Below are 12073 nucleotides of genomic sequence, written 5' to 3'. Positions count from 1 at the left end.
GCGCCGTAGGCTGACCTTCGTGAGCCAGCCGATCCTGATGACCGTCGACGACGATCCCGCCGTGTCCCGCTCGGTCGCCCGAGACCTGCGGCGCCGCTACGGGAAGGACTACCGCGTCATCCGTGCCGACTCGGGCATGGACGCGCTCGAAGCGCTGCGCGAGATCAAGCTGCGCGGCGACGCCGTCGCGGCCATCCTCGCCGACTACCGGATGCCGCAGATGGACGGTATCGCCTTCCTCGAGAAGGCGATGGACCTGTTCCCGCACGCCCGCCGCGCCCTGCTGACCGCCTACGCCGACACCGACGCCGCGATCCAGGCGATCAACGTCGTCGACGTCGACCACTACCTGCTCAAGCCGTGGGACCCGCCGGAGGAGAAGCTCTACCCGGTGATCGACGCGCTGGTCGAGACCTGGAAGGCCGTCGGCGACAAGCCGGTCGAAGAGGTCAAGCTCATCGGCCACCGGTACAACTCGCCGTCGTTCCAGCTGCGCGACTTCCTCGCGCGCAACGCCGTGCCGTACCGCTGGTACTCCGTCGAAGACGACGAAGGCTGCCGGATCCTGCAGGCCGCGGACGCCACCGACGCCGACATCCCGGTGGTCGTGACCCCCGACGGCGCCGTCCTCAAGAACCCCACCGGCGGCGAGATCGCGGACGCGGTCGGCCTGTCGACGCGCCCGGCGCAGGAGTTCTACGACCTCGTCGTGATCGGCGGCGGTCCGGCCGGGCTCGGCGCCGCCGTCTACGGCGCGTCCGAAGGCCTGCGGACGGTGCTCGTCGAGAAGAAGGCGACCGGCGGCCAGGCCGGCACCAGTTCGCGCATCGAGAACTACCTCGGCTTCCCCGACGGCGTCTCCGGCGCGCAGCTGACCGACCGGGCGCGGCGCCAGGCGCAGAAGTTCGGCGCCGAGGTGCTGACCGCGCGCGACGTCGTCGGCCTCGAAGCCCGCGGCTCGTCCCGGGTCGTCACCTTCGGCGACGGCAGCGAGATCGCCGCCCACTCGGTGATCCTCGCCAGCGGCGTGACCTACCGGGCACTCGACGCCGAGGGCATCGAGGAGCTCACCGGCCGCGGCGTCTACTACGGCTCGGCCGCCACCGAGGCCCCCGAGTGCAAGGGCGAGCACGTCTACATCGTCGGCGGCGCCAACTCCGCCGGCCAGGCCGCGGTGTTCTTCTCCCGGCACGCCAGCGACGTCACGATCCTGGTGCGCGGCGAGTCCCTCGAGGCGTCGATGTCGCACTACCTGATCGAGCAGATCGCCGGCATCGAGAACATCCACGTCCGCACCCACACCACGGTCAAGCAGGCCCACGGCGACGAGCACCTCGAGCGGCTCACGCTCTGCGAGAACGGCGTCACCGAGACCGTCGAGAGCGGCCACCTGTTCATCTTCATCGGCGCGGTCCCGCGCACCGACTGGCTCGGCGAGACGATCCACCGCGACGAGCACGGCTTCGTCTGCACCGGGCCCGACCTGGTGGCGGGCGGGCAGCGGCCGGCCGGCTGGACCCTCGACCGTGATCCGCACTACCTCGAATCGTCCGTCCCGGGGGTGTTCGTGGCCGGTGACGTGCGGGCGCAGTCGGTCAAGCGGGTGGCGTCGGCGGTCGGCGAGGGCGCGATGGCCGTGACGCTGGTACACCGGTACCTGGAGGAACAATGAGCGCATTGCCGCGGGAAGAGCTTCGCGGGCTCTTCCTTTTCGAACACCTTTCCGAAGACCAGCTCGACTGGATTGCCGACAACGCCGTGCTCGAGGAGTACGCGGCCGACTCCACCGTCATCAGCGAGGGCGGCGAGGCGACCTGCTTCTACGTCCTGCTGAACGGCGCGATCCGGATGACGCGGCTGGTCAGCGGCACCGAGGTGGAGACCAACCGGTCCGACCAGCGTGGCGCCTACTTCGGCGCGACGCAGTTCTTCGTGCACCAGGAGAGCGAGCACACCTACAACGCGACGGTGCGCGCGCTGTCCGACGTCACGTTCCTGGCGCTGCCCTCGAAGGAGTTCTCCTTCGAGTTCCGCCGGTGGTTCCCGATGGCGACGCACCTGCTGGAGGGCATGTACCTCGGCTGGCGCAACAGCGACACCGTGATCGGCTCGCGCCGCCGGCTCCTGGCGCTGGGCGAGCTCTCGGCCGGCCTGACGCACGAGCTGAACAACCCGGCGGCCGCGGCCGTGCGGGCCACGGCGTCGCTGCGCGAGCGCGTCGCCGGGATGCGGCACAAGCTCGCCTTCCTGGCCAAGAAGGACATCGACCCGGAGCTGCTCTACCAGCTCATCGACGTCCAGGAACGCCTGGTCAAGCAGGTCTCGCAGGCCGAGAAGCTGACCGCGATGCAGCAGGCCGACCGCGAGGACGAGATCACCGACTGGTTCGACGACCACGACATCGACGGTGGCTGGGACCTCGCCGACATCTACGTCCGCGCCGGGCTGACCACGGCCGACCTGGACCACGTGCTGGAGCAGGTCGGCGACACCTTCATGGACGGCGCCGTCCGCTGGCTCGCCTACGCGCTCGAGACCGAGATGCTGATGGGCGAGATCGAGGACTCGACCACGCGTATCTCCGCCCTGGTCGGCAAGGCCAAGCAGTACTCGCAGATGGACCGGGCGCCGCACCAGTGGATCGACGTCCACGACGGCCTCGACTCCACGCTCGTGATGCTGTCCGGCAAGATCGGCAGCGGGATCCGCGTCGTCAAGGAGTACGACCGGAGCCTGCCGAAGATCCCGGCGTACCCGGCGGAGCTGAACCAGGTCTGGACGAACGTCATCGACAACGCCCTCGGCGCGATGAACGGCGAAGGCACGCTGACGCTGCGGACGTGGGGTCAGAACGAGCAGGTCCGCGTCGAGATCGGCGACACCGGCCCCGGCATCCCGGCGGACATCAAGCAGCGGATCTTCGAGCCGTTCTTCACGACCAAGCCGGTCGGCGAGGGCACCGGGCTGGGCCTGGACATCTCGTGGAAGATCGTCGTCGAACGCCACCAGGGCGACCTGCGCGTCGAGTCCGAGCCCGGGAACACGCGGTTCGAGGTCTGCCTGCCGACGGTCGAGCAGGCTTCGCTCTGATGGCTTCCGTCCCGACGGTCACGACCGAACTCGGGGCGCTGGTGGGGCTGGCGGGTGAGGGCGTCCGCGTCTGGCGCGGGATCCCGTACGCCCGCCCGCCGGTCGGCGAGCTGCGGTGGAAGGCGCCGCAGCCGCCGTCGCTCTCGGGCGGCGTGCACGTCGCGACGGAGTACGGGCCGCACGCGATGCAGTCGCCGGACCCGATGAACCCGGCGGCCGTCTGCGACGAGGACTGCTTGTACCTCAACGTCTGCACGCCCGAAGGGCCCGCGCCGGACGGTGGGTGGCCGGTGCTGTTCTGGCTGCACGGCGGCGGCTACCGCGTCGGGCACGGTGAGCAGCTGGGCGACGGCGAGGAGTTCGCGCGCGCCGGGATCGTCGTCGTCACGATCAACTACCGCCTCGGCTCACTCGGCTTCCTGCACCTCGCGGGGATCTTCGGCTCGTCGGAACCGGACGCCGGGGTGTGCGGTTTCCTCGACCAGGTCGAGGCCCTGAAGTGGGTGCGGCGCAACATCTCCGCGTTCGGCGGTGACCCGGAGCGGATCACCGTCTACGGCGTTTCGGCGGGCGCGAAGAGCGTCGGGAACCTGCTGGGCAGCCCGCTCGGCAAGGGGTTGTTCGCGCAGGCGATCAGCAGCAGCGGCGGCGCGGACCACGTCGCGACGCCGGAAGCCGGGACGGCGCTCGCGCGGCGGCTCCTGGACGAGGTCGGCTGTCACAGCGCGGACGCGCTCCGGGCGTTGCCGGCCAAGGAGTTCGTCGAGGCGCAGGAACGCATCCTCACCGGGTTCCAGGCGCTGTGGCTCTGGCGCCCGACGCTCCACCCGCGCGTGCTGCCCGAGGTCCCGATCGAGCCGATCCGCCGGGGGAGCGCGGCGGGCGTCCCGCTGCTGATCGGCTGCAACAGCAACGAAGGCAGCACGTACGCGCTGATGCTCGGCGACGACGTCGCGACGGCTCCGGCGTCGGGTGTCCTCTCGAGCATCCTCGGCGACGAAGGCGCTTCGCACCTTCTCGAGACGTACCTTCGCCGTGTCCCCGACCTCAAATCCGCGAAGATCGCCGCGATGGGCGACGAGCGCTACGGCATCCCGACGCAGCGCCTCGCCGACGCGCAGTCCGCGCACGCGCCCGTTTACCGCTACCGCATCGACATCGCCGCGCCCGGCGTGCCCGAGCAGCTCGACGGCGGCCACGGCACCGAGACGACCATGGCGTGGAAGACTCCGCTGCCGCTGTACGCCCAGGCGAGCGACGTGAACCCGAAGCGCGAGCGGGCGGCCTTGCTGATCCACCGAGCCTGGGTGCGGTTCGTCCGGGACGGCGTCGCCGACGCCGACGGGCCCGAATGGCCTTCGTACGGCCCGGAACTGCGGCCGGTGCTGGTTTTCCGGGAAGACACGGACCTGGTGCTCGACCCGCGGGCGGACGAGCGGAAAGCCTGGGGCGACACGGAATGGGCGTCCGGGACCTGGTTCCCGGTGACCTGAGACCGTTCCTTCGCCCGCTGTTCGCTTCGAACCGGCTCGCTCCCGCGTCAAGGCTGTCGGCGCATTCCGTGGTGCGCCTGGCGCGGACGGATCTGCCGCTGTCACGGGAAACCTCTTTGGACCTGCCCTGGTGGTTCGCCGCTCGGCGCGGGCACGGAACTGGGCGACCGGGACGGGTGAGTTCGCGGCTCTACCCTTGTGGGTGGTGATGTTCGAACGCGCGTTCGAGTAGCGTTTTCGGTGTCCGGCTCACCCAGGGAGGGGTCATGAACGGGTACCGAGGTTCGGCAGGGTCAGCGTCATCGCGGCGGTCGTCAGCCAGCTCAGCAGGTCGGCCAGGGGAATGCGGGAAAGCCGTTCCGGCCATTCCTCCGCCACGGTGTGCAGCACGAGTTCGTCGTGCCGGGGCTCGACTTTCGTCAGCTTTATCCCCGGCGGGAGCTCCGGCAGCGGCAGCACGATGGGCCGGAAGCGTTTGGGTGCGCGGAGTTTTCGCTGTCGCATGTGGAGGTTTCGCGGCACGAGCACCACGGCGTCGTCCTCCACCACGGCCTCCAGCGTCAGGTGTCCCCAGTCCGGGTGCTTGGCCCAGTGGATCTGGAGCAGTCCGCTTTCGGCCGGGGTCGCGACGATCCCGGGGCGGACGGCCGCCACCCGTTCGCGCAGCACGTCCGCGGAGACCGTGATCCGCAGCTCGACGCGCGCGGGCTTGGCGGAAGGGGTGGGCAATGAGCGGAGGCGGACGTCTTCGGCGAGCACGGTGACCCGGCGCAGCAGGATGCTGTCGTCCTCGGGGTCGGGCTCGGGCCAGTCGACGTCCTCGGCGACGATCCGGACGTCGCCGATGCGGCCGGTGGCCAGCCGGAGGCTGTCGGCGGGGTAGTCGAGCTCGGTGAGGGTCAGGCCGACTTCGCGGTCCCCGACCTTGGCGGTCAGCCGTCGTCCGACGAGCTGTTCGGTGACGGTGCGCACGAGGGCGGCGGGCGTGACCGGGACGTTCGGGAACAGCGAACGCCCGGCCGCGGCCAGCCCGGCCAGCTCCGGCCAAGGCGCCCAGCCGTCGAACCATCTGCCGTCGCTCATCCCTCCAGTGTCGCCGAAGGACACCGAAGAAGGCGACGCCGGGTGGCCCGGCAGCGGAGTGAAGACGCCTGCCTACGGCCGGTCACCGCCGGAGCGCGGGCGGCCGAGCGCCGTGACCGCCCGCCGTGGCCCGTCGCCGATGTCGCTGACACGACACAGGATCGACGGGTGCCGGCAGGCGGCCGGCGAACAGCGGCCCGCTGAGGGTCACCGGCCCGCGAAGCGGGCGATGATGCCGGTGACGACCAGCCAGAACACCGCGGCCAGACCGAAGTCGAGGATGACGGCCAGGCTGGGGTTGTCCACCGGGAACAGGCCCGGGAAGAACAAGGCGAGAGGAACCGCCAGTGACTTGATGAAGATGAAGAACGCATTGCCGGCGTTGGCACCGGCGAGCACCATGATCATGTAGAGAACTTCGATCCCCGCGAAGATCGCGCCGATCGCCGTGATGACCCGCACGGCCGTGTTCCGTCTGGTGGTGGTTCGCCAAGGAGACATGCGCGCAAAATTCCCGGATCGGGTGACAGATCAAACGCGCCACCCCCAAGATTGCGCCGTTCGGCGGCTCGCGTTGCTCTCCGTGAGGCCCGCTTACCCAGCCAGGCAGCACGCCAATCCCGTGTCGCCCGCCCAAATATGCGCCTCGACGACTCGGATCCGGGCGGACCTGCGCCGCTCGCCAAGTCTGCGTGTGACCGCCTACGCCCGCGGGTGCGCTCGGCGCCGAGCGCTGGCCAGGTCCTCCGGGCGTGCTCGCGATCTGTGCTCGGCGGCCCATCGTCCACCTAGGTCCGCGCGGCCCCGGCCACGGAAGCGCCGAGCAACCGCGCAATGGCCCAATCCTGCACGGCCAGCCCGACGGACTTGAAAACCGTCCGTCCGCTCACCACCGGAGGTGTCCGCAACGCATCACCTAGTTCGACCAACGAAGACCGCTCCACCAACCCCCTCTCGACTGCGTGGATCACTTCCCCCGCCTCCTCGAGAACGGCGCCGACCTGATCCACCACCAAACACCCCGCCTCCGCGAGCAACTCGGCAGGCAGTTCCCGCATGGAGGGCAGATACGACCCGATCGCATTGACGTGCACCCGCGCGGGCAGGTCGTCCGCCGCGAACAAAGGAGTCGAAGATGAAGTAGCGCAACAAACGATCTCCGCGTCGGACACGGCGTCGGCTGCGGATTCGGCGGCCCGCACCGTGATCTCCGGGAATTCGGCTCTCAGACGGGAAACGAACGCGGTCAAGCGCGGCCGGTCGCGTCCGGACACCGCCACCTGGCTCAGCGGGCGCACCGCTGCCACGGCACGGACTTGGTCCGCGGCCTGGGCGCCGGTGCCCAGGAGCGCCAAGCGGCTCGCGGACGGTGGCGCCAGCAGGTCCGTCGCGACGCCCGAAGCCGCGCCGGTCCGGAGCGTGGTCACCTCGGTCGCGTCGGCTATCACCTGGCCGGCCGCCGTGTTCCAGACCAGCGTTCCGATGATCATCGGGGTGCGGCCGGCGGCCAGGCTGAGCGTCTTCACCACCGTTGTGGACGTCGGTGTGTGGCAGGCGCTCATCACCAGCGTCGTGCCGCCGCCGAAGGACAACCGTTGCGGCACCACGAAAAGGCCGGCGGCGAGGTCGAGGAACGCCTCCCGCACGGCGTCGACGGCGGCGGCCATCGGCACGGCCGCGCGGACGGCGTCGGCGTCGAGCATGTGCGGGCCCTTCGGAGTCGGACACTTCCCGCTAGCCTGACGGGGTGTCCGATGCCACGCAAGATCCGCCCGTCGAGGAACGGCGGTTCGTCCGCGACGACTGGTACGGGGAGGACATCGCCGGGCGGCACTACGTGCGATGCGAGTTCCAGGAGGTCGACTTCTCCGAGGCCCACACCGTGAACTCGGTCTTCACCGACTGCGTGTTCGGCAACGTGCGCTTCAACGCGTCCCGGCACACGGACTCGGCGTTCACCGGCTGCGCCTTCAAACGGTGCAACTTCTTCGACGCCGAGTTCACCGGGTGCAAGCTCGTCGGCGCGACGTTCGGCGAGTGCGAGCTGCGCCCGCTGCGCGTCACCGGTGGCGACTGGTCGTTCGCCGGGCTGGCGGGCGCCGACCTGCGGTCCGTCGCCTTCCAGGGGGTGCGGATGCGCGAGGCCGACCTCACCGGGGCGAACTGCGCCGACGCCGTGTTCACCGATGTCGACCTGTCGGCGGCGATGCTGCACGGCGTCAAGCTGCCCCGCGCCGACCTGCGGGGCAGTGACCTCTCGGCGCTCGACCCGGTGAACGCCGAGCTGACCGGGGCGATCGTGTCACCCGAACAGGCTGCGGTGCTCGTCACGTCGCTCGGGCTGCGCGTCCGGGCGTAGGCTCGCTTCGACCGGAAGGAGGCCGCATGGGCGTCGTGACACCGGGGTTCCGCGGCCGGGCCCGCAGCGGCAACCCGCGCCTGCCACCCGGCCAATACCTCGCCGAGGACTTCCCCGTGCTGTCGGCGGGCCCGACCCCGCGCGTGCGCACCGAAACGTGGGAGTTCGCGGTCACCACCGAGACGGGCGAGAAGCACACCTGGAGCTGGGCCGAGCTGATGGCCCTGCCCAGCGAGAAGCCGACGGTGGACATCCACTGCGTCACCCAGTGGTCCAAACTGGACACCCGCTGGCGCGGCGTCTCGGTGGACACCCTGGTCGGTGGCCTCGACGCCGCCGCCGACTACGTCATGGTGCACTCCTACGGCGGCTACACCACGAACCTGCCGCTCGCCGACCTGCTCGACGGCCAGGCGTGGATCGCCTACGAATACGGCGGCAAGCCGCTCACGCCCGAGCACGGCGGCCCGGCGCGGCTGCTCGTGCCGCACCTGTACTTCTGGAAGTCCGCGAAGTGGGTTCGCGGCCTGGAGCTGAAGACCCGGGACGAGCCCGGCTTCTGGGAGAACGTCGGCTACCACGACTACGGGGATCCATGGCGCGAACAGCGGTATCAGGGCGACTAGCCTGGCGGGTCGCCCGCCTGGCCGAATTCCGCGACGAGACGCCGACGGCCCGGACGCTCGTCTTCGACATCCCCGGCTGGCCGGGACACCTGGCGGGGCAGCACGTCGACGTCCGGCTCACCGCGGCCGACGGCTACCGCGCGCAGCGCAGCTACTCCCTCGCCGCGCCCGCCGACGGCGATCGGGTTGAGCTCACCGTCCAGCGCGTCGCCGACGGTGAGGTGTCCGAGCACCTCACCGGCCCGTACGCGATCGGCGATCCCGTCGAGATCCGCGGCCCGGTCGGCGGTTGGTTCGTCTGGCGCCCGGCGGACCCCGCGCCGGTCCTGCTCGTCGCGGGTGGCTCGGGCATCGTGCCGCTGATGGCGATGGTCCGGGCGCGCCGCGCGGCCGGCATCCGGACGCCGTTCAAGCTCATCTACTCGCTGCGCACCCCCGCCGAGCTGTACTACGCCGACGAGCTGCGCACGCCGGTCGCGGGCCTGGACGTCACGTACGTCTACACGCGCGAGCTGCCCGAAGGCCGCTCGGGCATTCCGCGCCGCATCGACGTCGCGACGCTCAACACCGCGGGCTGGCCGGCCGAGTTCGGTGCCGAGTGCTTCGTCTGCGGCCCGACGGGCTTCGTCGAGACGGTGGCGGACATCCTGGTCGCCCTCCGCCACGACCCGCACCGCATCCGCACGGAACGCTTCGGCCCGAGCCGCGACTGATCGGACACCCATCCGATGAATAGGTGACAACCTGCTCCGCTGAGCGGGAAGTTGTCGACATCGTCGTCGAGAGATCCTATGTTTCGTCCCATGCTGACCAAGTGGGGCTCGAAGCGGCGCGCGGCGGCCGTTCTCCTGGCGGTGGGCGCGCTGCTCGCCACGACCGGTTCGGTGGCCTCGGCGGATCCGGACGCCGCGAGCCGCGACGTCTACGTCTCGCCCGGCGGTTCCGACCACGCTCCCGGCACCGCGCGTCAGCCCGTGCGGACCCTGGACAAGGCCCGCGACCTCGTGCGGCAGCGGGCGCCGCACCTCACTCGGGACCTCACCGTCCACCTCGCGGCCGGCGTCTTCCGGTTGGGGCAGCCGCTGCGCCTCGACGCCCGGGACTCCGGCGGCAACGGGCACCGCGTCATCTGGCAGGGCAGCGGCGACACCGAGCTGAACGGCGGCGTGCGCGTCACCGGGTGGCGGCCGGTCGCGGGCCGCCCCGGGCTGTTCGCCGCCGCCGCGCCCGCCGGGCTGGACAACACCCGGCAGCTGTACGTCGACGGCGTCCGCGAACAGCGGGCCCGCGGGCCGCTGCCGGTGACCGTCAAGGCCACCGCCACCGGGTACACCGCGAGCGCGGACACCCTGGCGCACTGGCGCAATCCGCGGGACATCGAGTTCGTCTACACCGCGGGCGAAGCCCTCTGGAACATCCAGCGCGACGGCCTCGGCCAGTGGACCGAGCCGCGCTGCCCGCTGGCCGCGGCCGAGGGCACGACGATCACGATGGCCCAGCCGTGCTGGGACAACTCGACGAAACGCGTGCTGTTCCCCGACATCCCCGGCCGCAGCGTGAACATGGTCGGCCCGGCCGACCTCACCAACGGCCGGCACCCGACCTACGCGGAAAGCGCCTTCGAGCTGCTCGACACCCCGGGCGAGTGGTACCTCGACCGGGCCGCGCACGTCGTCTACTACCTGCCGGAGCCGGGCCAGGACCTGCGCCGCGCCGACGTCGAGGTGCCGGTGCTGGAGAAGCTCGTCGACGCGCGGGGGATCCACGACGTCGCTTTCCGCGGGCTGCGCTACTCGTACGCGACGTGGCTGACGCCGTCTTCGCCGGAAGGGTTCTCCGAGATCCAGGCGGGTTACACGATCACCGGCGCGAACGGCTGGGCCACCCAAGGGCTCTGCCAGTTCGTGCCCGGCGGCACCTGCCCGTACGCGTCGTGGACGCGTGAGCCCGCGAACGTCTCCGTGTCGCACGGGCAGCGCGTCGAGTTCAGCGACAGCGTGTTCGCCCACCTCGGCGGCGCCGGGCTCGACCTCGTCGACGGGACCAAGGAGTCGCAGGTCCGCGGCGACGTCTTCACCGACATCTCCGGCAACGGCGTGCAGGTCGGTGGCGTCGACAAACCGACGACGGACACGGACGCGGACGTCGTGCGCGACGTCGCGGTGACCGACAACCACCTCTACGGCCTGCCGCGCGAATTCCACGGCGGCGTGGCGATCGTCAACGGCTACACCGTGCGGAACACGATCTCCCACAACCAGATCGACCACGTCGGCTATTCGGCGATCTCGGTCGGCTGGGGCGGCTGGCCGGACAAGATCCAGAAGCCGGCCACGCCGAACCTGTCGCACGACAACGCGGTCTCGGACAACCTGATCTCCGACTACATGCTGATGCTCGACGACGGCGGCGGCGTCTACACCCAGGGCATCACGGGCAGCTCGCTGGACGACGGCGAGAAGGTCACCGGCAACGTGATCCACGACCAGTGGGGGCTGGGCAAGGGCGTCTACACCGACAACGGCAACACGTACGAGACGATCCGCGGCAACGTGCTGTACCGCATGGCGTACGCGAACGTCGGCACGGTGCACGTCGACTACCGCGACGGCCTCGGCAACAACGACCCGACCCTCACCGAGGACAACTACTGGGAACAGGGCGATCGCGACAAGGTCGACAAGGGCGCGATCACCCGCGGCAACAAGCTCCTGGGTGACCCGGCCGACGCCCCGGCGTCGATCGTCGCGAACGCGGGCCTCGAACCGGCCTACCGCGGCCTCCTCACGCGCCAGGTCGGCGGCCGGGCGCCGGCCGAGGCGCCGTCGCGGGTCGGCACGTTCGCCGTCTCCGGGGAGCTTTACGCGACGTGGAACCCGACGTTCGCGTTCAACAACGCACCCGTGACGGAGTACGTGGTGACGGCCACGGGTGGCGGCGAGACGAAGTCGGCGACGATCTCGGCGGCCGACTTCGCGAAGCGCGCGTACGCGGAGTTGCCCGGCCTGACGGACGGAACGGCGTACACGGTGACCGTCGCGTCCCGAAACGCTTACGGCACCAGCGAACCGTCTCTGGCCGCGGCGCCGGTGACGCCGGGTCCGACGCCGGGAGCACTGCCGGGGGTCCCGACGAGCGCGCGGGCCCTGCCGAGCGCGACGGCGGCCTCGATCCGCTGGAACCCGCCGGCGGCCACCGGCGACACCCCGGTCCTGGGCTACACGATCACGGTGTCCGACGGTCGCACGATCACGGTCCAGGGCCGCGACGCCCTGGTGACCCAACCGACGATCAAGGGCATGACGAGGGTGGTGAACGACCTGAAGCCGGCGACGGCGTACACGTTCACGGTGGCGGCTTTGACGGCGACGGGAACGGGCCCGGCGGCGACGTTCACCGCGACGACGGCGGCTGCCTGACGG

General features: G+C 70.8%; 10 protein-coding genes. 7 read left to right on the top strand and 3 right to left on the bottom strand.

The window, feature by feature from the left end; genetic code table 11:
* The first annotated feature begins 19 nt into the window (after window positions 1-19).
* The 3 genes from ACYVLJ_RS29850 to ACYVLJ_RS29840 are packed head-to-tail and all read left to right on the top strand — an operon-like array spanning window position 20 to window position 4583.
* A complete protein-coding gene (locus ACYVLJ_RS29850) occupies window positions 20-1672 on the top strand; it encodes an FAD-dependent oxidoreductase (RefSeq protein ID WP_460441158.1) in 1653 nt (550 codons plus the stop codon).
* Window positions 1669-3090 (top strand): ATP-binding protein, encoded by a 1422-nt coding sequence (locus ACYVLJ_RS29845; RefSeq protein WP_451981656.1) that lies wholly within the window; start codon window positions 1669-1671, stop codon window positions 3088-3090. The genes ACYVLJ_RS29850 and ACYVLJ_RS29845 overlap by 4 nt, the downstream gene beginning before the upstream one ends.
* Window positions 3090-4583 carry a carboxylesterase/lipase family protein gene (locus ACYVLJ_RS29840; protein ID WP_460441157.1) on the top strand — a complete coding sequence of 498 codons (1494 nt, stop codon included), beginning with the start codon at window positions 3090-3092 and terminating at the stop codon, window positions 4581-4583. Before ACYVLJ_RS29845 ends, ACYVLJ_RS29840 begins: the two co-directional genes overlap by 1 nt.
* Before the next feature lie 264 nt (window positions 4584-4847).
* Here the strand turns inward: ACYVLJ_RS29840 and ACYVLJ_RS29835 are convergent, their stop codons facing one another.
* From ACYVLJ_RS29835 to ACYVLJ_RS29825, 3 genes are all read right to left on the bottom strand, one after another.
* Entirely contained in the window at window positions 4848-5666 is an 819-nt protein-coding gene (locus ACYVLJ_RS29835; RefSeq protein ID WP_460441156.1) for an LmeA family phospholipid-binding protein, read from the bottom strand.
* A gap of 207 nt (window positions 5667-5873) precedes the next feature.
* Window positions 5874-6128: a hypothetical protein gene (locus ACYVLJ_RS29830; RefSeq protein ID WP_451981647.1), complete on the bottom strand. Its 255-nt coding sequence runs from the start codon at window positions 6126-6128 to the stop codon at window positions 5874-5876.
* Between the two features lie 326 nt (window positions 6129-6454).
* Window positions 6455-7369 (bottom strand): ornithine cyclodeaminase family protein, encoded by a 915-nt coding sequence (locus ACYVLJ_RS29825; protein WP_460441155.1) that lies wholly within the window; start codon window positions 7367-7369, stop codon window positions 6455-6457.
* 44 nt (window positions 7370-7413) lie between these two features.
* On the opposite strand from ACYVLJ_RS29825, the gene ACYVLJ_RS29820 reads away from it, so the two are divergent.
* The 4 genes from ACYVLJ_RS29820 to ACYVLJ_RS29805 all read left to right on the top strand — a co-directional run bounded on the left by ACYVLJ_RS29820 (window position 7414) and on the right by ACYVLJ_RS29805 (window position 12070).
* Window positions 7414-8025 (top strand): pentapeptide repeat-containing protein, encoded by a 612-nt coding sequence (locus tag ACYVLJ_RS29820; protein ID WP_460441154.1) that lies wholly within the window; start codon window positions 7414-7416, stop codon window positions 8023-8025.
* Window positions 8026-8051: 26 nt separating this feature from the next.
* On the top strand, window positions 8052-8651 hold the full coding sequence (locus tag ACYVLJ_RS29815) for a sulfite oxidase-like oxidoreductase (RefSeq protein WP_460441153.1): 600 nt from the start codon (window positions 8052-8054) through the stop codon (window positions 8649-8651).
* Window positions 8621-9364, top strand: a complete 744-nt coding sequence (locus tag ACYVLJ_RS29810) for a ferredoxin reductase (RefSeq protein ID WP_460441152.1) — start codon at window positions 8621-8623, stop codon at window positions 9362-9364. The genes ACYVLJ_RS29815 and ACYVLJ_RS29810 overlap by 31 nt, the downstream gene beginning before the upstream one ends.
* Window positions 9365-9454: 90 nt before the next feature.
* The gene (locus tag ACYVLJ_RS29805; protein ID WP_460441151.1) at window positions 9455-12070 is read left to right on the top strand and encodes a fibronectin type III domain-containing protein; all 2616 of its coding nucleotides are present in this window, start codon (window positions 9455-9457) and stop codon (window positions 12068-12070) included.
* Window positions 12071-12073 lie beyond the last annotated feature (3 nt).

Source organism: Amycolatopsis stemonae (assembly GCF_054781455.1).
Note: the sequence above shows the minus strand (reverse complement) of the source record. Positions and strands in the feature narration are given on the sequence as shown.

Excerpts from the sequence above, each read along its gene's own strand:
- ACYVLJ_RS29845 (WP_451981656.1), top strand. The coding sequence starts at position 1,669 with ATGAGCGCATTGCCGCGGGAAGAGCTTCGCGGGCTCTTCCTTTTCGAA.
- ACYVLJ_RS29840 (WP_460441157.1), top strand. The coding sequence starts at position 3,090 with ATGGCTTCCGTCCCGACGGTCACGACCGAACTCGGGGCGCTGGTGGGG.
- ACYVLJ_RS29835 (WP_460441156.1), bottom strand. The coding sequence starts at position 5,666 with ATGAGCGACGGCAGATGGTTCGACGGCTGGGCGCCTTGGCCGGAGCTG.
- ACYVLJ_RS29825 (WP_460441155.1), bottom strand. The coding sequence starts at position 7,369 with ATGCTCGACGCCGACGCCGTCCGCGCGGCCGTGCCGATGGCCGCCGCC.
- ACYVLJ_RS29815 (WP_460441153.1), top strand. The coding sequence starts at position 8,052 with ATGGGCGTCGTGACACCGGGGTTCCGCGGCCGGGCCCGCAGCGGCAAC.
- ACYVLJ_RS29810 (WP_460441152.1), top strand. The coding sequence starts at position 8,621 with ATGGCGCGAACAGCGGTATCAGGGCGACTAGCCTGGCGGGTCGCCCGC.
- ACYVLJ_RS29805 (WP_460441151.1), top strand. The coding sequence starts at position 9,455 with ATGCTGACCAAGTGGGGCTCGAAGCGGCGCGCGGCGGCCGTTCTCCTG.